Here is a 19,456-nt window from a genome sequence, read left to right on the forward strand (position 1 = left end):
CCATGACAGCGACAGGACGGATGGCGGAGCGGACCCGGCCCGCGGTGGTGCTCTGCGGGCTCGCGGCGCTCACGGCACTGCTGCTGGCGGGGCACCGGCTGGTGCCCAACCGGGTCGGGCGACTGGGCAGTCTGCTGGAGGTCTTCCTGCCCTGGCTCGGCCTGGTGGTCGCCGTGCTGTTCGGGCTGGCGCTGCTGTACCGGTCGGCGGTGGCGCTGCTCGCCCTGCTGCTGCCGGTCGCGGCCTGGACGGACCACTTCGGCGGGCTGCTCCTGGCGGCGCCGGGGGCCGGTCCGCGCCAGCTGGTCGTGGTGCAGCACAACGTCAGCGACGTGAACCCCGACCCGGCGGGCACGGCCCGCGCCCTGGCCGCCGCCGACCCTGACCTGATCGCGCTCCAGGAACTGGTGCCCGCGGCCCTGCCGGTCTACGAGGAGACGCTCGCCGCCCGCTACCCGCACCACGTGGTGCGGGGCACGGTCGGTCTCTGGTCGAGGTATCCGCTCAGCGGGGCACGCCCGCTGGACATCAAGCCCGCGGGGATCACCGAGTCGTGGAACCGCGGTCTGCGGGCCGTGGCCGACACCCCGTACGGCGACGTGGCGGCGTACGTCGCGCATCTGCCGTCGGTCCGGGTCCGGGCGAGCGGCCTCGCCTCCGAGTGGCGCGACGAGAGCGCGGGCCTGCTGGGCCGGGCCGTCGCCGCCGAGCCGGTGCCCCGGGTGCTGGTGCTGGGTGACCTCAACGGCACGGTCGAGGACCGCGGCCTGGCCCCGCTCACCTCCCGGCTGAACACGGCGGAGCGGGGTTTCGCCTTCAGTTTCCCGGCGTCCTTCCCGGTGGCCCGGATCGACCAGGTGATGGCCCGTTCGGCGGCCGTGGAGCAGATTCGTACGCTGCCCCGCACCGGCAGCGACCATCTGCCGGTCGCCGCGCGGATCGCTCTCGGGCGGTAGCGCCGGTCACAGGTCGGCGCAGATGTCCCGGGCCGTCGTCAGCGGCTTGTGCACTTTGGGGTCGGCCAGGTCGAAGGTGCGGGCGTGCTGGTTCTGCGCCTCGCGCAGGGCCTCCGCGAGCGGTTTGTGCTCCGTGTCGGCGGCGGCCGCCGAGGCGGACAGGACGATCGCGGCGGCGAAGCGGTTCATGGCGATCTCGCCCGCGGGTCCGTCCTTGGTGTAGTCGGCCTCCTCGAAGCCGTCCAGCGCCCGGCAGGCGGCCCGGGCGTCGTCCGCCGCTCCGGGGGAGCCGTCGTCACCGTCGAGCGCCCAGGCGGCACCGACCGCGCCGCCGCCCACGACCAGCCCCACGACGAGGGCCGCGGCCAGGGCGGGCCAGGGCCTGCGGGGCGCCGCGGCGGGGGCGGGCCGGGTGCCGGGAACGGGCGGTACGGGCGGTATGGGTGATGTTGGCGATGACATGCCAAGGAGGATAGCGGGCCATGATCGCGGGCGTCCGTGCGCCGTCGGCTCGAGAGGCCGCGACCCCGGATTCCCACCACACTTGGGTGTGCCCCCACCTCACGGACGAAGGAGTCCGGACATGAAGGCATTGCAGTACCGCACCATCGGCGCCGCCCCGGAGGTCGTGACCGTGCCCGACCCGGAGCCGGGCCCGGGGCAGGTCCTGCTGAAGGTCACCGCCGCCGGTGTGTGCCACTCCGACATCGCGGTGATGAGCTGGCCCGCGGAGGGCTTCCCCTACCGGCTGCCCCTCACCCTCGGCCATGAGGGCGTCGGCACCGTCGCCGCCCTGGGCGAAGGGGTGAGCGGCGTCGCCGAGGGCGACGCGGTGGCGGTGTACGGGCCCTGGGGCTGCGGCACCTGCGCCAAGTGCGCCGAGGGCAAGGAGAACTACTGCCTGCGCGCCGCGACCCTCGGAATCTTCCCGCCCGGACTCGGCCGCCCGGGCTCGATGGCCGAGTACCTGCTCGTCGACGACGCCCGGCACCTGGTGCCGCTGGACGGCCTCGACCCGGTCGCCGCCGTCCCGCTCACCGACGCGGGACTCACCCCGTACCACGCGATCAAGCGGTCCCTGCCCAAGCTGGTGCCGGGCTCCACAGCCGTCGTCATCGGCACCGGCGGTCTCGGCCATGTGGCGATCCAGCTGCTGCGGGCACTGACCTCGGCCCGGGTCGTCGCCCTCGACGTCTCCGAGGAGAAGCTGCGGCTGGCCCGCACGGTGGGCGCGCACGAGACCGTGGTGTCGGACGAGCGGGCGGCGGACGCGGTGCGGGAGCTGACCGGCGGTCTGGGCGCGGAGGCGGTCTTCGACTTCGTCGGCGTGGAGCCCACCGTGACCACCGCGGGCGCCGTCGCGGCGGTCGAGGCGGACATCAGCATCGTCGGCATCGGCGGCGCGGCGCTGCCCGTCGGCTTCGGCGTCCTGCCCTTCGAGGTGTCGGTGAACTCCCCCTACTGGGGAACCCGCGGCGAGCTGATCGAGGTGCTGGCGCTGGCGCGGTCGGGCGCGGTGTCGGTGGACACCGAGACGTACCCGCTCGACGACGCCCCGCTCGCCTACGAGCGGCTGCACGCCGGGAAGGTCCAGGGCCGCGCGGTGATCGTGCCGAACGGCTGACCGGCCCCCGCTCAGCCACGGCGGGCCGCCCAGCCCGCCAGCGCGCACAGCGGGGCGTGACGGCCGCGGTCCGGCACGGTCCACAGGGTCTGCCCGCGCACGCCCCAGCGGCGCAGCAGCCGGTTGGCGGCGAGGAAACCGGTGGTCGCCGCGCGTTCCATCAGCGCCACGGGCAGGTCCGCGCGGACCAGGTCACCCGCGAGGACCAGACCCGGGTGCGGGGTGCGGACGGTGGGGCGGTCCGGGTGGCCGCCGACGGGGAACAGCGGGCAGTCGGCGCGCCATTCGTGGCGGGCGTCGACGACGGAGGCCGCGCGGGTCTCCGGCCAGATGCGGTGCAGCCGGTCCAGCAGTTCCTTCTGCACGACCGCGCGGGAGCGGTCCGCCGGTACGGCGTAGGCGTGCAGTTCGACGACGGATCCGCCGGTGCGCCGCGACCAGCGGGCCGCCTCGTCCTCCCAGCGTTCGAGGACGCTGACGTTGTCGAGGCCGTCGTAGCCGCTGGTGCCGAGGAATCCGGGGCGCTGCGGTGCCACGGGCCGGTCCAGCCACAGGCGGCTGACCAGGAACGGCGGTGCGGTGCGCAGCCGGGCGATCCGCTCGCGCCAGGCGCCGTCGGCGAGCCGCTCGGAGCGGGCGACGAGGTCGCGCAGACCCCCTGTGTCCAGGGCGAGCACGACGGCGTCGTACCGCTCCTCGTCGTGCGCGTCGGCGACGGTGTGGCCGCCGTCGGGCGTGGGGGTGACGGCCTCCACGGCGGTCCCGGTGCGCAGGTCGGAGCCGTGGCCCCACAGGTAGCGGGCGAGGGGGTCCCACAGGGCCGTCGGGTAGGGGGCGTTGGGCACGTCGAAGAGGAGGCCCTCGGAGGAGCCGAGGAAATAGATGTGGAACATGAGCGCCATCTCGGCCGCCGACAGTTCCCTCGGGTCGGCGAAGAAGCTGCGGGAGAACACCTCGAACGCCAGATGACGGGCCCGGGGCGGGAAGCCCACGGCGTCCAGGAAGTCATGGGCGCTGATGCCGTCGAGGCGGTCGTAGACGTCGGGGACGCGGACGTCGAGCAGCGGCAGGGCGGCGAGCGGGTGGATGCCGGGCAGGTCGCGGGGGCCGAAGGAGGGGCTGAGGGCGACGAAGCCGAGCGCGCTCAGCGGCGGGGTGCGCGGCACCCGGCGGAAGCTGTCGTACAGGCCGCTGCTGTGGTGCAGCGGGTAGTCCGGCAGCGCGGTGAGCCGGTGCAGTCCGGGATCGGTGCGGCGCAGCAGACCGCGCAGGTTGTAGTACTGGCGGAAGAAGGCGTGGAAGCCGCGGCTCATGGTCGCCTCGCTGCCGTCCGCGAGGACGGTCGGCCAGCCCGCGACCCGGCCGCCGAGCTGGGGCTCACGCTCGTACAGCGTCACCGCGACACCGCGTTCGGCGAGCGCGGTCGCGGCGGCGAGCCCGGCGATCCCGCCGCCGACGACCGCCACGGTACGGGGCCGAGCGGCGGAGAGCCTGGGGGCGCCGGGCGGCGCGGGCAGGACCCGGGCGCGGCGGTCCCGGCCGCGGCGGGCGGGCTTCGGGGACGGGGGCGTCTCGGGGCGGGGTCGGCGCTGCGGGCTCATTCGGCGGGCTCCGGCTGGGCGCGGCGGGCGACGAAGGTGTGGGTGATGCCGGTCTGCCAGCCGGGCAGCGGCAGCGTCCGGACGCGGTCGAAACCGACGGCGCGCAGCCGGTCGGCGAAGCGTTCCGCGGTGTCGAAGTCGACGACGCTGCGCCACAGGTGGCGGTAGAGGGGGCCGTCGCCGAGGGCGGTGGCGGCGGGCTGGACGATGCCCCGGCAGACCAGGGTCCACACGGCGCGGTCGGCGCGGCGTCCGCTGAGGGTGTACTCGTGCACGCCGAGCCGGCCGTGCGGGGCGAGCAGGTCGTGCACGGCGGTGAGGACGGCGTCGGGGTCGGCGACGTTGCGGAACAGGTAGGCGGCGAACACCGCGTCGAACGGCCCGTTGACGCCCGCCTCGGCGAGGCTCTCGGCGGGGGTGTGCACGAAGGTCACACCGTCCGGCCAGGGTTTGGCCGCGGCCCGTTCCAGCATGCCCGCTGAGGCGTCCACGGCGGTGATCCGGGCGCCGGGCAGGATCTCGGCGAGCGCGGCGGTCGAGGCGCCGGTGCCGCAGCCGAGGTCGAGCACGCGCAGCCCCTCGCCGTAGCGGGGCAGGCCGAGCCGTCGCACCGAGCGGCGCAGCTGGGCGTGGTAGCCGGGGTTGGCGGCGGTGAGCAGGTCGTAGCCGCGGGCCGCGTGGTCGAAGGCGGCGGCCAGCGGCTCGTCGCGCAGCACGGTCATGGGGTCTCCAGGGGGTGGGCGGTCAGGGGCCGTCGAAGGGGCGGCGGGGCAGCCGGGGCAGTTCCGTCGCCGCGCGGAGCATGGGCCGCACGGGGGTGCGCAGACCGATGGCGAGGTCCTCGTGGAGGGCGGTGCGGCCGTCCAGGAAGAGCAGCAGCCGCTTCATCGGCACCCGTGTGAACAGCCGCGTGAAGAGCGCGGGTCCGTCGACGTGGCCGCCGTCCAGGGCGTGCAGCAGGACGGCGTCCATGGCGCGGGAGCGTGCGGAGTGGGCCGGGGGCGGCAGCGGGTGGCGGCCCCGGCGCAGGGCATCCGCCACGGCACGCGTCTGGCGTTGCAGTCCGGCGAAGGTGTAGCCCGTCGAGGGCCTGGTGGCGCCGCCCGCGGCCCCGATGCGGAAGACGGACGCGCCGGTCTGCCGGGGCAGCGGCGCGTCCGTCATGGGGATGACGCCCGTCTCGGTGGCGAGCACCTCCAGGTCGCCGAGGCGCAGCACGTCCTGGGCGTAGTGGCGTACGGCGGCCCGGTAGGCGTCCGCCGTCAGGGGCCGCGCGGAGAACTCGGTGTACTCCACCAGCGCCTCGTGGCGTCCGCGCGGCAGGACGTAGCCAAAGGACAGGCCGTGGGCGGGCTGTGGGGTGCGGAAGTCCATCAGGTCGGCGGTGCCGGGGGTGAAGGCGGGGCGCGCGGTGCGGACGAACCAGCCGTGGAAGTGCTGGAGCAGCGTGGTGCGGGCGGCCGGGAGACTGCCCGGCGGGCGGGAGTCGAACACCCAGCGGGCGCGCAGCGCGTACGGCCGCCCCCGGCCGTCGCGCCAGTGGACTTGGGCGCCTCCGCGCACGTCCTCGACGGTCTCCACCGCCGCCTCGACACGGTGTACGGCGGTGCTGCGAGCCAGGTCGTGGCCGACGAGGTACTCGAAGTCGTCGGACCTGATCATCTTGTAGCGCAGGGGTGCGATGTCGCCCACGATCGGCGGGCCGGCGGCCGGGCGCACCCGCAGGTGCCGCCAGGAGGCGCTGACCGCGGCGTCGAAGCGGCCCCGGCCGGGTTCCCAGAAGCACCAGGTGCGCGGCGGCGGGCGCAGCGGGCCGGGCGGGGCGTCCAGCAACGCCACCGACAGCCGCCGGGTGCCGGGGGCGGCGGGTGCCGCCAGGCGGTGCGCCAGGGACAGCCCGGCGGCACCCGCGCCCACGACGGCGACGTCCACGTCGCGCACGGCACCCTCCTCCCGGCCGGTCCGGCGTGCCCACCGTGAGCATTCCTGGCCGGGTGCCCGATCGGATGCGGGTCACCCGCATGTGCGTCGCCCGTACGGCGGAGCCGCGCCGGGCCCCGGACATGGAAGGAAGAAGACGAAGCAGACCTCGGTGCGGTGGTTCCGGCCCGGCCGCATCCGCGCGCGGCACCGGCGCGGAATGTCGGGCGTGACCGAGCCGTCCGCGAGTACGACGAGAGGAAGCCGGATGCGCCCCACCCCGGCGAAGGCCGCCCCCGCGGCGACCGTGCCGCCCGTGCCCCGCCCGGTGCCCCTGCCGGTGTCCACCGTGCGGGTGCGGCCGGACGGCCCAACCGCCCGCCCACCGCAGCGGACCGGACCGCGCGCCGTCGACGTGGATGTGCGAGCGGCGGTCGGACAGGTGCTCGACGAACTGCTCGACGACCGAGTCGGCCAGGCCCGCGCGGTGGAACCCCTGTTCGCCGCCGACCTGGCGGAGCGCGTCGCACGCTTCACCCGCGAGGGCGGTGGACGCACCCGCCCCCGGCTGCTGTGGGGCGCGCTCTCGGCCTGCGGCGGCGGTGCCGAGGAGTCGGCCGGTGCGGCGCTGCGGCTGGGCGCGGCCCTGGAACTCCTCCAGACCTGTGCGCTGGTCCACGACGACGTGATGGACGACGCGGTACGGCGGCGCGGTCGTCCCGCGCTGCACCGCGACATCGGCGCACGCTACGCCGGTGCCGTGCCGCCCGGCCGGATCGAGGCGTTCGGCACGGCGGCGGCCGTCCTCGCGGGCGATCTGGCGCTGGCGTGGGCGGACGACACGGTCGCCGCGACGGTGTTCCCGGCCGGGGTGGAGGCCCGGGTGCGGAGGATCTGGCGGGACATGCGGACGGAGATGGTGGCGGGCCAGTACCTCGACGTCCACGGCCAGGCCACCGGGGCGCGGTCGTTGCCGGGCGCGCTGCGGGCGGCCTGTCTCAAGAGCGCCCGGTACTCGGTGGAGCGGCCGCTGGAGCTGGGGGCCGCGCTGGCCGGGGCCGACGGTCCGACGACCGGGGCGCTGTGCTCGGCGGGCCGTCTGATCGGGACGGCGTTCCAGCTCCGCGACGACCTCGACGACGTGTTCGGTGACCCGGCCCGCACCGGCAAGCCGTCCGGCGGGGACATCCGGGTCGGCAAGCCGACCTTCCTGCTCGCGGTCGCCCGGACTCGCGCGCGGGCCACCGGCGACGACCGGTCCCTCACCGCGCTGGAACGCAACGTCGGCAACGCGCGACTGACCCGGGACGGCCTGGCGGAGGTGCGCGAGGCACTGGAACGGACGGGCGCGCGGGCCGCGGTGGAGACCAGGATCGAACGGCTGACGGCACGGGGGCTACGGCACTTCGACGGAGCGTCGCTGGAGGGAGAGGCGGGGGCTGCGCTGCGGGAATTGCTGGCCGCGGTGGGGGCGGGGGCGAGGCGGCGGCGCGAACCGGTCGCGGAAGGAGCCGACGGCCGGAGCGGGCCCGTGGCCACCGCAGGGGAGGTGGACCGCCGGAGCGAACCGGAGCCGGCCACCGCCGAGCACACGCACGGACGGAGCGAGCCCGTCGCGTCCACGGCCGAGGACTCGGGCCGCTGGGGCGAACCGGACCCAACCACCGCCGAGCACACGCCCCGCCGGAGCGAAGCCGTGACGGGCGACACCGAGGACATCGGCCACCTGACCCAACCCGCCGCGTCCGCCGCCGAGGAGACGGACCACCGAAGCGAACCCGTCGTACCCGCCGCCGAGGAGACGGACCACCGCAACCAACCACCACCGAGCACCGCCGAGCACGCGCCCCGCCGGAGCGAATCCAGGGCGGACACCACCGAGCACGCACCCCGCCGGAGCGAAGCCGCCCCGGCCGCCCCCGAGGAGGTGGCCCGGTGATGCGGACCGTTTCCGGGCGTACGGATCATGTGGTCGTCGTGGGGGCCGGGCTCGCCGGGCTGGCGGCGGCGTTGCATCTGCTGGGGGCCGGGCGGCGGGTGACCGTCGTGGAGCGGGAGGCGCTGCCCGGGGGGCGCGCGGGACGGCTGGATCTCGGTGGCTACCGCCTCGACACCGGGCCGACCGTGCTGACGATGCCGCACCTCGCCGAGGAGGCGTTCGCCGCGGTCGGCGACAGTCTGCGCGGGCGGGTGGAGCTGATCGGGCTGCACCCGGCGTACCGGGCGCGCTTCGCGGACGGCAGCGCGCTCGACGTGCACACCGAAGCCGAGGCGATGGCCGCGGAGGTGGAGCGGTTCGCCGGGCCCGCGGAGGCGGCCGGGTACCTGCGGCTGCGCGACTGGCTGGAGCGGCTCTACCGCGCCCAGGTGCGCCGCTTCATCGACGCCAACTTCGACTCCCCGTTCGGCCTGGTCGGCACCGACCTCGCCCGGCTGGCCGCGCTCGGCGGGTTCGGCCGCCTGGACGTCCGGATCGGCCGTTTCCTGCGGGACGAGCGGCTGCGGCGGGTGTTCTCCTTCCAGGCGCTGTACGCGGGGGTGCCGCCGGAGCGGGCGCTGGCGGCGTACGCCGTCATCGCCTACATGGACACCGTCGCCGGGGTGTACTTCCCGCGCGGCGGCATGCACGCCCTGCCCCAGGCGATGGCGGACGCCGCCGCCGACGCGGGCGCCGAGCTGCGGTTCGGGGAGCGGGTGACGCGGCTGGAGCGGTCCGGCGGGCGGATCACCGCCGTCGTCACCGACCGGGACCGGGTGGCGTGCGACGCCGTGGTGCTCACCCCCGACCTGCCCGTCACCTACCGGCTGCTCGGCGGACCGCCCCGGCGACCGCTGCCGCTGCGGCACTCACCGTCGGCGGTGGTCCTGCACGCGGGCACCGACCGCACCTGGCCCCAGCTCGCCCACCACACCCTGTCGTTCGGCGCGGCCTGGCGCGGCACGTTCCGTGAACTCACCCGCACCGGACGGCTGATGAGCGATCCGTCCCTGCTCATCACCCGCCCCACCGCCACCGACCCGCACCTCGCGCCCCCGGGCCGCCACCTGCACTACGTCCTCGCGCCCTGCCCCAACACCGACCTGGGCCCCGGCGCCACCGACTGGTCCCACCTCGGCCCCCGCTACCGCGACGAGCTGCTGGGGCATCTGGAGCGGCGCGGCCTCGACGGGATCGGCGCCGCCATCGAGGAGGAGTGCCTGGTCACCCCGGCCGACTGGCAGGCGCGCGGGCATGCCGCCGGTACGCCGTTCTCGGCCGCCCACACCTTCGCCCAGACGGGCCCGTTCCGGCCCCGCAACCTGGTGCGGGGCACCGAGAACGCGGTCCTCGCCGGATGCGGTACGACGCCGGGGGTCGGGGTGCCGACGGTGCTGGTGTCGGGGAAGCTGGCCGCGGCCCGCGTCACCGGACCGCCCGGCCGCTCCCCCGTCCGGCGTCCGGCGCGCGCCAGGCAGGGCAGGGCCGCATGACCGCCCGCGAACTCGACGCCGCCCGCATCACCGACCCGGAGCTGCGCGCCGCCTACCGGCACTGCCGCGCCCTCAACGCCCGGCACGGCAGGACGTACTTCCTCGCCACCCGGCTGCTGCCCGTCGAGCGGCGGCCCGCCGTGCACGCGCTGTACGGGTTCGCGCGCTGGGCGGACGACATCGTCGACTCACTGGACCCGGGCGTCCGGACGAGCCAGCGGGTGGCCGCGCTGTCCGCGCTGCACCGGCAGCTGGAGCGGGGCCTGCGCGACGGACACGGTGACGGCGAACCGGTGGTGCGGGCCCTCGCCGACACCGCCCGCCGTTACGCCATCGACCACGCGCACTTCACCGACTTCATGGCGGCGATGCGCGCGGACCTGGTGGTCACCGACTATCCGACCTACGCGGACCTGCGCGGCTATGTGCACGGCTCGGCCGCCGTGATCGGGCTCCAGATGCTGCCGGTACTGGGCACTGTGGTGCCGCGCGAGGTGGCCGCCCCGCACGCGGCCGCCCTCGGCGTCGCCTTCCAGCTGAGCAACTTCCTGCGGGACGTGGGCGAGGACCTCGACCGCGGTCGTGTCTACCTGCCCGGCGACCTGCTCGCCGCGCACGGCGTCGACCGGCCGCTGCTGCGCTGGAGCCGGGACACCGGCCGCCCGGACCGGCGCATCACCGCCGCGCTGAAGGAGTTCGAGGCGCTCACCCGGGGCGTCTACCGGGAGGCGGCACCGGGGCTGGCGATGCTCGACCCGGTGTCGCGGCCCTGCATCCGCACGGCGTTCGTGCTGTACGGCGGCATCCTGGACGCCGTCGCCCGGGACGGCTACCCGGTGCTGCACCGCCGTGCGGTGGTGCCCCGGCGGCGCCGTGCGGCGGTCGCCGCGGACGGGCTCGTGCGGGTGGTCGCCGGGCGGCTGCGGGCCGGGAACGCACGCCCCGCCGCCCCGCCGGACGTGCTGAGCGCTCCGGCGGCGGGGCGGCTGCGGCGGCACGAGGAGGTCGCGTGAGGCTCGACGACCCCGGCCGCAGGCGCCGCTTCCCGCTCTCGCTGCGGCGCCGGCCCGTCCCCTGGGACCGGCAGCGTCCGACGTGGCGGGAGGCGAAGCCCGCCCTGATCGCCGAGGCGCTGAAGCGGTCCCAGGCACGGCCGTCCGGCAACTGGTACGTCGTGGGCGCCTCCCGGGACGTCGGCACGGAACGCCCGCTGGCGCTGACCGTCGCGGGCCAGGAGATCGTCGTCTGGCGGCGTGCCGACCGGCGGCTGGTGGCCGGGCCGGGGATCTGCCCGCATCTGGGGGCGCCGCTGCGGGACAGTCCGGTGCGCTGCGGCACGCTGGTGTGCCACTGGCACGGGCTGGCCCTGGACGGCGCGGCGGCCGCGGGCTGGGAGCCGCTGCCGGTGCACGACGACGGCGTACTGGTGTGGGTCCGGCTCGACGAGCCGGGCGGCGAGGCCCCGCTGGACGCGCCGGTGGTGCCGCCCCGCCCCACCGCTGGGCGGGCGCTGTCCGCCGTGTACGTCGGCATCGGCGTCTGCGAGCCCGAGGACGTGGTCGCCAACCGGCTGGACCCCTGGCACGGGGCCTGGTACCACCCGTACTCCTTCGTCGACCTGACCGTGACCGGGGCGGTGCGGGCACCGGAGGACGGGTTCACCGTGGACGTCTCCTTCAAGGTGGCGGGGCGCTTGGTGGTGCCGGTGCGGGCCGTCTTCACGGCTCCCGAGCCGCGTACGGTCGTCATGCGCATCGTCGAGGGCGAGGGCGCCGGCTCCGTCGTCGAGACGCACGCCACGCCGCTGGGGGCGGACGAGCGGGGCCGCCCGCGCACGGCGGTCGTCGAGGCGGTGGTCGCGGCCTCCGGCAGGCCGGGGTTCGCCGTCGCCCGCCGGGCGGCGCCGCTGCTGCGGCCCCTGGTGCGGGCGGCGGCGGGGCGGCTGTGGCGGGACGACCTGGCGTACGCGGAACGGCGCTGGGAGCTGCGGTCCACCGGACGGTTTCCCGGCTGACGGGACGCTTCCCCGACCACCAAGAAGGGCCGCTGACCGGGCCCTTCGTATCCTTGAGACCATGCGTACCGCCCTCAGCCGCCGCGCGCCGGCATGACCGGCTCCCCGGACGTCACCCTGCGGCAGATCCTCGACCACGACGAGGACGGCGTCCTCGGGCTGCTGCTGGCCCCGGCCGGACAGGACGTCGCCGTCCACGGTGTGATCATCGGCGAGGAGGCGGCGGCGCGGCCGCACGAGGGGCGGATCGTGCTCGCCACCGGCCACGGGCCGGACGCGGTGGCCGCGGCGGAGGTCGTCCGGGAGGCGGGCCGCCGGGGCGCCGCCGCGGTCGTGCTGCGCAGTCACGGCCCGCGGTCGCTGCCCGCCGAGGTGTCGGCGGCGGCACGGGAGCACGGGGTCGCGCTGCTGGCGCGGGCCGAGTGGGCCGACTGGGGCGCCACAGCGGAGCTGCTGCGCGCGGCGACGGCGTTCGCGGCGGCCGGTACGGCGGACCCGCTCGCGCGGGACGCCCCGGGCGACGGGCTCGCGGCGCTGGCGGCGGAGGTCGCCCGGTCCTGCCGGGCGTCGATCACCGTGGAGGACACCCGGTTCCGGGTCCTGGCGCACTCGGCGACCAGCACGGACGCGGACGGTCTGCGGCAGTCCACCATCCTGGAGGGCAAGGTCCCCGACTGGCGGGTCGCCGAGCTGCGCCGCAGCGGTCTGCTGCGGGCACTGTGGAGTTCCCGTGACGTGATCCACCGCCCGGCCGACGGCGACGACCCGGAGCGTCTGGTGGTCGCCGTCCGCAGCGGCGGCGAGATCCTCGGCTCGCTGTGGGCCGCCGCCGACGGCCGGCGGCTGTCGCCGGACGCGCCGCGGGTGCTGCGCCGTGCGGCGGAGGCCGCCGTGCCCTATCTGTTGCAGCACCGGCTGCGGGCGGGCGTCGGCCGGGGCCGGGAGGAACACGCGCTACGGGAGCTGCTGCACGGTGACGGCGACCGGGGCACCCATGTGTGGTCGCTGGGCCTGGCACCCGGGATGCCGTGTGCCGTGCTCGTCGCCGAACGGGACCGTGCCGTTCACCCCGCCGCCGAACGCGCGCTCCAGGCGTTGTCGTTGCAGGCGCTGGCCCACCGTTCCACCGCGCGGGTGCTGCGGGAGAGCCATCGGCTGACGGTGCTGCTGCCGGTCCCCGACGGCGACGCCCGGGACGCGGTGCGGCTGGCCCGGGAACTCGACGCGCTGGCCGCCGGGCTGCCGGACGCGGCGGCGGTGTGGATCGGCGCCGGTCCACTGGTGCACTCCCCGCTGGACGCGGCCGACTCCCACGCGGGGGCGCTGCTGGTCGTACGGGCCTTGCGGGACCGTGCGGCCCGGGCGGCTCCTGGGGAACGTCCCGTCCGGCACGCGGGGCCCGAGGAGGTGGCGCAGACCGTGGCCGTGCTGCGGGTGCTGGACGCCGTACGGCCGCTGTGGCGGGAGGCCGCCGGGCCGGTCGAGGAGATGATCGCGGCGGATCTGGCGACGGGGGGCGGCGAGCTGGTCCGCACGCTGACGGCGTACTTCGACACCGGCGGTGACGTCCCGCGCGCCGCCGAGCGCCTGACACTGCACGCCAACACCCTGCGCTACCGGCTGCGGAGGGTCAGGGAACGGTACGGCATCGACCTCGACGACCCGGACACGCGGCTGGTGGTGACGCTGGCGGTACGGCTGGCGCGGGGCGGCCCGGGAGCGGATTGACCGGTTTTGGTCAGGGGTTGGTGGCACGGCACAAACAATCCCCGATGCTTCGTGCTGAGCCACGAAGACAGGGACGCCCTCCGGGACCGACGCTCGACCCGTGACCCTGACACCCTTCTCGACCCCGTCCCCCGCTCCCGTCGCGTCGGAACGCGTCAGGACCGTGCTGCCGCGGGCGCTGGAACTGGGCCTGCTGGGCCCGCACGAGCCGGTCGCCGGATTCCTGGACACCGACGGGATCCGTGCCTCGGTGGCGGACCTGCACTCGGCGTTCGGTGCCGTGCCCGACGTACTGCACACCTTCGCCGCCAAGGCGGCCTCGCTGGTGCCGGTGCTGCGGCTGCTCGCCGCGGCGGGCATGGGGTGCGAGGTGGCCAGCCCGGGTGAGCTGCGGCTGGCCCGCGAGGCCGGGTTCGCGCCCTCGCGGATCGTCCTCGACTCCCCCGCCAAGACCCGGCAGGAGATCGCCGAGGCGCTCGCGCTGGGCGTCGCGCTGAACGCCGACAACCTCGACGAACTGGAGCGGATCGACGCGCTGCGCCCCGACGGCTGTGCCTCCGTGCTCGGGCTGCGGGTCAATCCGCAGGTCGGCGGGGGCGCCATCGGCGCGATGAGCACCGCGACCGCCACGTCCAAGTTCGGGGTGGCGCTGCGGGACGAGGGCGGGCGGGAGAGCGTGGTGGCGGCGTTCGCGCGGCGCCCGTGGCTGACCCGGCTGCACGCCCATGTCGGCTCCCAGGGCTGCCCGCTGGAGCTGATCGCGGAGGGCGTGGCGGAGACGTACCGGCTCGCGGAGGAGATCAACGAGGCCGTGGGGTGGCGCCAGATCACCAGTTTGGACATCGGCGGCGGGCTGCCGGTCAACTTCGCCGACGACGAGGTGCGTCCGACGTTCGAGGACTACACCCGTGCGCTCACCGCCGCCGTGCCGGGGCTCTTCGACGGGCGGTACGGCCTGGTCACCGAGTTCGGCCGGTCACTGCTCGCCAAGAACGGGTTCATCGCGGCCCGCGTGGAGTACGCCAAGCGGGCCGGTGGGCGCCGGATCGCCGTGACCCACGCGGGCGCCCAGACGGCGACCCGGACCGTGCTGATGCCGGGCGCGTGGCCGCTGCGGGTGGACGCCTTCGACGCCGGGGGCCTGCCGAGGAGCGGCCCGGCCGTGGCCCAGGACATCGCCGGGCCCTGCTGCTTCGCCGGTGACATGGTCGCGGAGGCGCGGGAACTCCCGCTCCTGACGGAGGGCGACTACGTCGTCCTGCACGACACGGGCGCCTACTACTTCTCCACCCCCTGGTCCTACAACAGCCTCCCCCGCCCAGCCGTCCACGGCTTCACCACCACCCCCACCGGCACCCCCAGCTTCGCCCCGGTACGCCAAACCCAGACCCTCGACGAGATAGCCAGAGAAAGCGGCCTCCACCACGCCGACGGCCTCCTCACCCTGACGAACCAGAACCACCCGTGAGCCGTACGCGGGCAGGGCAAGGCGCCCCGCGCCGTCGGGGGCGGGGGCGCCAGGGGGTGGTCAGTTGACGGTTTCGGCCTCCATGGCCTGTTGGAACCGGACCATGCACGGGGCACAGTGGCGGTCGGTCGAGTCGGCTGCGGCTCCCGGGGCGCCGCTGATCTGTGCACCGCACAGGGTTCTGGCGTCGTGGGGTGGCACCAGGTGCCATACCAGTTCACCGTCCGCGGTTCCGGGACCTACGCGCATTTCGTACACGGCACTCCCCTGTCTGCCGATTCGGTCAGTCACTGCCAGGGGACCCCACGGACGGCCGGGCTTCGCGTCGGGCGGGCCGTTCGGGGGACATCGCCGCACGGACGGGCCAGTTCCCGTTGCGGGAACCGGCCCGGTGTGTCAGGGCCGCGGCGGCTTCACCGCGATGTCGAGGTAGAAGGTGTCGATGCTGCGGACCGCCGCCTCGAACTCCTCCAGGTTGACCGGCTTGGTGACGTACGCGTTGGCGTGGTGCCGGTAGGCGCCGGAGACGTCGTCGGGCGCGGCGGACGTCGTCAGCACCACCACGGGGATGGTGCGCAGGTCGGCGTCCTCCTTGACGACGGCCAGGAACTCGCGTCCGTTCATCCGCGGCATGTTCAGGTCGAGCACGATCAGGTCGGGCCGGGGGTTGGCGGGTTCCCGCAGGTACTCCAGCGCCTCGACGCCGTCGGTGACCTGGGCCAGGTTGCGTGCGCCCCGGCCGGTGAGGGCGTCCTGGATCAGCATGGCGTCGGCGATGTCGTCCTCGACCAGCAGGACGTCGTAGGGGCGGGCGGTGGCGGGCGGCACGGTCATGGTCATGTACTCCGGAGGGGGGCTGGGGAGGGGTGCCGGGATACGGCACGGGTCAGGCCGGGCCAGCGGCGGCGAGCGCCCTGACGCGTCATGCGTGCCGCCCGGCCGATCTCGGGATATCCGGCGCCCGCGACCGCGGCGGCATGGGCGGCGCCCTGCTCCAGGTCGTGTACGGCCTGTTCCACCTGGACGAGCACCGCCAGCCTGGCCAGCGCGCGCCGGCGCTCGTCCGGGGCCTCGTCGGAGGCGCCCGGCGGGCGGACGAGGTCGTGCACGAGCCGACGGGTCAGTTCCTCGACCGCGGCGATCACACGGTCGGTCATCTCCCCTTCAGTCGTCATCCGCGGTTCCACCCCTTGAAGAAGATACGGGGGCATGCATGTACCTCACCCTAGGGGGCACCGTGATCCCTGACAACAGCCGTTGTCGGCGATCGATTACGGTGAGCCGGTCACCACCGACCACGGTGGCAACCGAAGCCCGAGGAGTGCACAGACCGTGACCAAGGAGCGTCCGAGCGGCCCACGGCCGCGAACGTCCCGCTGGACGACGCGGCGTTGGCTCCAGACCGGGGTCGCCATCACGCTGACCGTGCTGACCGTGCTGGGGTCGTTGGGGGCGTGGGCCATCGCACGCACCACGCAGGTGACGGACGACCTCGTCAACCACCGCTCCCCCGCACTCAACCAGGCCATCCGGCTGGAGTCGGCGCTGGTCAACCAGGAGACCGGGGTGCGGGGTTACGGGCTCAGCGGTGAGCGTTCCTTCCTCACCCCGTACACCCGGGGCCTGAGCGACGAGCGGGCCGCGACGGACCGTCTGACGGAGCTGGTGAGCGACGACGCCCGGGCACGCGCCGACCTCACCCTGGTGACCGGCCTCGCCGCCCGCTGGCAGGAGCGCCTGGCCCAGCCCGTCTCCGAGGCCCCTCCCGCCCAGGCGGTCGCCGTGGCCACCGCCCGCGCCGAGGAGAGCAAGGACACCTTCGACGCCCTGCGCCGGGCCATGACGCGGCAACAGGAACACCTCGCCGACGAACGCTCCGAGGCCCTCGCCGACCTGCGTCTGAGCACCCGGCTGCGCAATGTCAGCCTGGCGGTGATCGGGGCGGTGATCCTGCTGGTCGCGGCGCTGGTCTTCGAGGGCCTGCGACGCGGCGTCAGCACCCCGCTCACCCGGCTCCGGCTGGCCGCCCGCGAGGTGGCCGCGGGACGCTTCGGTCAGCCCATCGACGGCACCGGCCCCGCGGACCTGCGCCAACTCGCCTCCGACGTGGAGGCGATGCGCCGTCGCCTGGTCGAGGAGCTGGAGTACGCCGAGGAGTCCCGGCGGCTGCTGGACGAACAGGCCGAGGAACTGAAGCGCAGCAACACCGAACTGGAGCAGTTCGCCTACGTCGCCTCCCACGACCTCCAGGAACCGCTGCGCAAGGTGTCCAGCTTCACCCAGCTCCTCCAGCGGCGCTACGGCGGCCAGCTCGACGAACGCGCCGACCAGTACATCGACTTCGCCGTCGACGGCGCCAACCGCATGCAGGTCCTCATCAACGACCTGCTGGCCTTCTCCCGCGTCGGCCGGGTACACAACGACCACACCGCCGTCGACCTGGAGGAGGTGCTGCGCCGCACCGTGGACGCGTTGAGCGTGGTCATCGAGGAGAGCGGGGCCGAGATCGAGCACGATCCGCTGCCCACGGTCCTCGGCGACCCCACCCAACTCGGCATCCTCTTCCAGAACCTGCTGTCGAACTCCGTGAAGTTCCGCCACCCCGACCGGCCGCCGCGCGTCCGGGTGGGCGTGGCACGCGACGGGGACGAGTGGAGGTTCACCGTCACCGACAACGGCATCGGCATCGCGCCGGAGTTCCGGGAGAAGGTGTTCGTGCTGTTCCAGCGGCTGCACACCCGCGACACCTACCCGGGCACCGGCATCGGTCTGGCCATGTGCAAGAAGGTCGTCGAGTTCCACGGCGGCACGATCGCCGTCGATCCCGGCCACAGCCCGGGGACCCGGATCGCGTTCACCTTCCCGGCCGCGGACGTCAGAGCGGAGGACCCGTCGTGAGCGAACCGGCGATCGACTACGAGATGCCCTTCCGCATCCTGCTGGTGGAGGACGACGACGGTGACGCCCTGCTGGTCGAGGAACTGCTGCGGGACACCGACCTGCGGCACTCCCTGACCCGCCGCCGCACCGTCGCCGAGGCGCGCCTCGCGCTGGTCGCCGAGCGCTTCGACTGCGTACTGCTCGACCTGCACCTGCCCGACGTCTCCGGCCTGAGCACGGTCACCGCCGTCCAGGAGACCGCCACCGACCCCGCGATCATCGTCCTGACCGGCCTCGCGGAGGCCAGGGCCGGGGTCGACGCGCTCGCCGCCGGGGCCCAGGACTACCTCGTCAAGGGCAAGGTGGAGCCCGAACTGCTCCAGCGCGCCGTGCGCTACGCCGTGCAGCGCACCCGGGCCGAGCGGGCCAGTGCCGCCCTCCAGGTGAGCCGGCTGCGCGCCGCGGAGAACGCCCGTCTGGAGCGGGGGCTGCTGCCCGAGCCGATCCTGTCGTCGCCGTCCGTCACCGTCACCAGCAGGTACTTCCCCGGCCGGGCGCAGGCGCTGCTCGGCGGTGACTTCCTCGATGTGGTGCAGACCGAGGACGGGGTCGTGCACGCCATCATCGGTGACGTCAGCGGGCACGGGGCGGACGCGGCGGCGCTCGGCGTCTGCCTGCGGATCGCCTGGCGGACCCTGACCCTCGGCGGGCACCGCGGCCACGAGCTGCTGCATCTGCTGGAGCGGATACACATCGCCGAGCGCACCGGAAGCGACCTGTTCACCACCTGCACCATGATCGCGCTGGATCCGGCCGCGGCCACCATGACGCTGCACCTGGTGGGGCACCACGAGCCGGTGCTGCTCACCGCCGACGGCGCCCAGGTCCTGCCCGCGGCGCACGGCATCGCCCTCGGGATCGTGCCGGGCCTCGGCCAGTGGCCCGCGACCACCGTGTCCCTGCCCCGCAGCGGGGCCCTGATCGCGTACACCGACGGTCTGATCGAGGGTTACCGGGCGGACGCCACCGGCGCCCCCACGGAGGATCCCGTGGAGGCGCGGCTGGGCGTGGACGGTCTGCTGCGCATCCTGGAGAAGACCCGCGACCCCGATCCGGGCGCACACCTGAACGCGGTGCTCGACGCGGTCCGTACGATGAACGCGGAGCGCCACACGGACGACCTCGCGGTGCTGCGCCTGGACTGGGAGGCCCTGTCCGGCGGGCGGGACCCGGCCTCATGAGTGGTATCCGGCCGAATCCCGGGTAACGGAGACTCGTACGGACGGAACAAGCGAGGACACAGGGATTCGAACAGGTGCGGTTTACGGTCACCCCGCCCGGACAGCGGACGGCAGACGGACAGCAACCGAACGCGACCACCGCCCCGCGCCGCCGGGCCTCCTGGAGCCCGGACGCGGGCGGGGGACGTGCCGCCGACGCGCGCCGGGCGGTCCGGACGTTCCTGGCCGAGGCGGTCACCGCCCACGGGGCGGCGGTGAGCGCGCTCGCCGAGATCGACGCGCAGGTCGTCGCCGACGAACTCCTCGCCAACGCCTTCCGGCACGCCCCCGGGGACTGCGGCATGGACCTGGAGCTGTCCCCGGACGGCACGGAGCTGACGATCGGCGTGTGGGACACCTCCCCGCAGCCGCCGCGCGTCCAGCCGCCCGGCCCCACCCGGGTCGGCGGCCACGGGCTGCGGCTGGTGGAGGCGTGCAGCCGGGAGGTGACGGTGGTGCCGACCGGCCGGGGCAAGCGCGTCGTGGCACGGCTGGGGCTCAGCTAGCGAGACCC

The 19,456-nt window shown here is 75.2% G+C and carries 17 protein-coding genes; 11 read left to right on the top strand and 6 right to left on the bottom strand.

The features are described from left to right. Nucleotides 1-2 precede the first annotated feature (2 nt). Nucleotides 3-956, top strand: a complete 954-nt coding sequence (locus KBY47_RS31440; protein WP_247695529.1) for an endonuclease/exonuclease/phosphatase family protein — start codon at nucleotides 3-5, stop codon at nucleotides 954-956. A gap of 6 nt (nucleotides 957-962) precedes the next feature. Here the strand turns inward: KBY47_RS31440 and KBY47_RS31445 are convergent, their stop codons facing one another. Further along, nucleotides 963-1,418: a hypothetical protein gene (locus KBY47_RS31445; protein ID WP_247695530.1), complete on the bottom strand. Its 456-nt coding sequence runs from the start codon at nucleotides 1,416-1,418 to the stop codon at nucleotides 963-965. A 121-nt stretch (nucleotides 1,419-1,539) separates the two neighbouring features. Between KBY47_RS31445 and KBY47_RS31450 the strand changes: the two genes are divergently transcribed. Further along, the gene (locus KBY47_RS31450) at nucleotides 1,540-2,580 is read left to right on the top strand and encodes an NAD(P)-dependent alcohol dehydrogenase (protein WP_210927175.1); all 1,041 of its coding nucleotides are present in this window, start codon (nucleotides 1,540-1,542) and stop codon (nucleotides 2,578-2,580) included. An 11-nt stretch (nucleotides 2,581-2,591) separates the two neighbouring features. Here the strand turns inward: KBY47_RS31450 and KBY47_RS31455 are convergent, their stop codons facing one another. The 3 genes from KBY47_RS31455 to KBY47_RS31465 are packed head-to-tail and all read right to left on the bottom strand — an operon-like array spanning nucleotide 2,592 to nucleotide 6,122. Then, nucleotides 2,592-4,181, bottom strand: coding sequence for an FAD-dependent oxidoreductase (locus KBY47_RS31455; RefSeq protein ID WP_210927177.1), 1,590 nt, complete (start codon nucleotides 4,179-4,181; stop codon nucleotides 2,592-2,594). Next, nucleotides 4,178-4,903 (bottom strand): methyltransferase domain-containing protein, encoded by a 726-nt coding sequence (locus tag KBY47_RS31460; RefSeq protein ID WP_210927179.1) that lies wholly within the window; start codon nucleotides 4,901-4,903, stop codon nucleotides 4,178-4,180. The genes KBY47_RS31455 and KBY47_RS31460 overlap by 4 nt, the downstream gene beginning before the upstream one ends. Nucleotides 4,904-4,925: 22 nt before the next feature. Next, a complete protein-coding gene (locus KBY47_RS31465) occupies nucleotides 4,926-6,122 on the bottom strand; it encodes a lycopene cyclase family protein (protein WP_210927181.1) in 1,197 nt (398 codons plus the stop codon). Between the two features lie 247 nt (nucleotides 6,123-6,369). On the opposite strand from KBY47_RS31465, the gene KBY47_RS31470 reads away from it, so the two are divergent. The 6 genes from KBY47_RS31470 to KBY47_RS31495 all read left to right on the top strand — a co-directional run bounded on the left by KBY47_RS31470 (nucleotide 6,370) and on the right by KBY47_RS31495 (nucleotide 14,782). Continuing rightward, nucleotides 6,370-8,040, top strand: a complete 1,671-nt coding sequence (locus tag KBY47_RS31470) for a polyprenyl synthetase family protein (protein WP_210927183.1) — start codon at nucleotides 6,370-6,372, stop codon at nucleotides 8,038-8,040. Next, a complete protein-coding gene (gene crtI, locus KBY47_RS31475) occupies nucleotides 8,040-9,572 on the top strand; it encodes a phytoene desaturase family protein (protein WP_247695531.1) in 1,533 nt (510 codons plus the stop codon). The genes KBY47_RS31470 and crtI overlap by 1 nt, the downstream gene beginning before the upstream one ends. Then, on the top strand, nucleotides 9,569-10,585 hold the full coding sequence (locus KBY47_RS31480) for a phytoene/squalene synthase family protein (RefSeq protein WP_210927187.1): 1,017 nt from the start codon (nucleotides 9,569-9,571) through the stop codon (nucleotides 10,583-10,585). The genes crtI and KBY47_RS31480 overlap by 4 nt, the downstream gene beginning before the upstream one ends. Continuing rightward, on the top strand, nucleotides 10,582-11,586 hold the full coding sequence (locus tag KBY47_RS31485) for a DUF5914 domain-containing protein (RefSeq protein ID WP_210927189.1): 1,005 nt from the start codon (nucleotides 10,582-10,584) through the stop codon (nucleotides 11,584-11,586). The genes KBY47_RS31480 and KBY47_RS31485 overlap by 4 nt, the downstream gene beginning before the upstream one ends. Before the next feature lie 93 nt (nucleotides 11,587-11,679). Next, a complete protein-coding gene (locus KBY47_RS31490; protein ID WP_210927191.1) occupies nucleotides 11,680-13,314 on the top strand; it encodes a CdaR family transcriptional regulator in 1,635 nt (544 codons plus the stop codon). 100 nt (nucleotides 13,315-13,414) lie between these two features. Then, entirely contained in the window at nucleotides 13,415-14,782 is a 1,368-nt protein-coding gene (locus KBY47_RS31495; protein ID WP_210927193.1) for a diaminopimelate decarboxylase, read from the top strand. 396 nt (nucleotides 14,783-15,178) lie between these two features. On the opposite strand, the gene KBY47_RS31500 is transcribed toward KBY47_RS31495, so the two are convergent. Both KBY47_RS31500 and KBY47_RS31505 read right to left on the bottom strand, forming a co-directional pair. After that, complete coding sequence (locus KBY47_RS31500; RefSeq protein ID WP_210927195.1) at nucleotides 15,179-15,616, bottom strand: response regulator; 438 nt, start codon at nucleotides 15,614-15,616, stop codon at nucleotides 15,179-15,181. A 2-nt stretch (nucleotides 15,617-15,618) separates the two neighbouring features. Further along, a complete protein-coding gene (locus KBY47_RS31505) occupies nucleotides 15,619-15,957 on the bottom strand; it encodes a hypothetical protein (RefSeq protein WP_210927197.1) in 339 nt (112 codons plus the stop codon). A 157-nt stretch (nucleotides 15,958-16,114) separates the two neighbouring features. On the opposite strand from KBY47_RS31505, the gene KBY47_RS31510 reads away from it, so the two are divergent. From KBY47_RS31510 to KBY47_RS31520, 3 genes are all read left to right on the top strand, one after another. After that, nucleotides 16,115-17,680: an ATP-binding protein gene (locus tag KBY47_RS31510; RefSeq protein WP_210927199.1), complete on the top strand. Its 1,566-nt coding sequence runs from the start codon at nucleotides 16,115-16,117 to the stop codon at nucleotides 17,678-17,680. Between the two features lie 23 nt (nucleotides 17,681-17,703). Next, complete coding sequence (locus KBY47_RS31515) at nucleotides 17,704-18,903, top strand: PP2C family protein-serine/threonine phosphatase (protein WP_210927229.1); 1,200 nt, start codon at nucleotides 17,704-17,706, stop codon at nucleotides 18,901-18,903. Between the two features lie 74 nt (nucleotides 18,904-18,977). Beyond that, entirely contained in the window at nucleotides 18,978-19,448 is a 471-nt protein-coding gene (locus KBY47_RS31520) for an ATP-binding protein (protein ID WP_210927201.1), read from the top strand. Nucleotides 19,449-19,456 lie beyond the last annotated feature (8 nt).

Origin of the sequence: Streptomyces sp. B93 (assembly GCF_018070565.1) — a bacterium.
Lineage (GTDB): Bacteria > Actinomycetota > Actinomycetes > Streptomycetales > Streptomycetaceae > Streptomyces.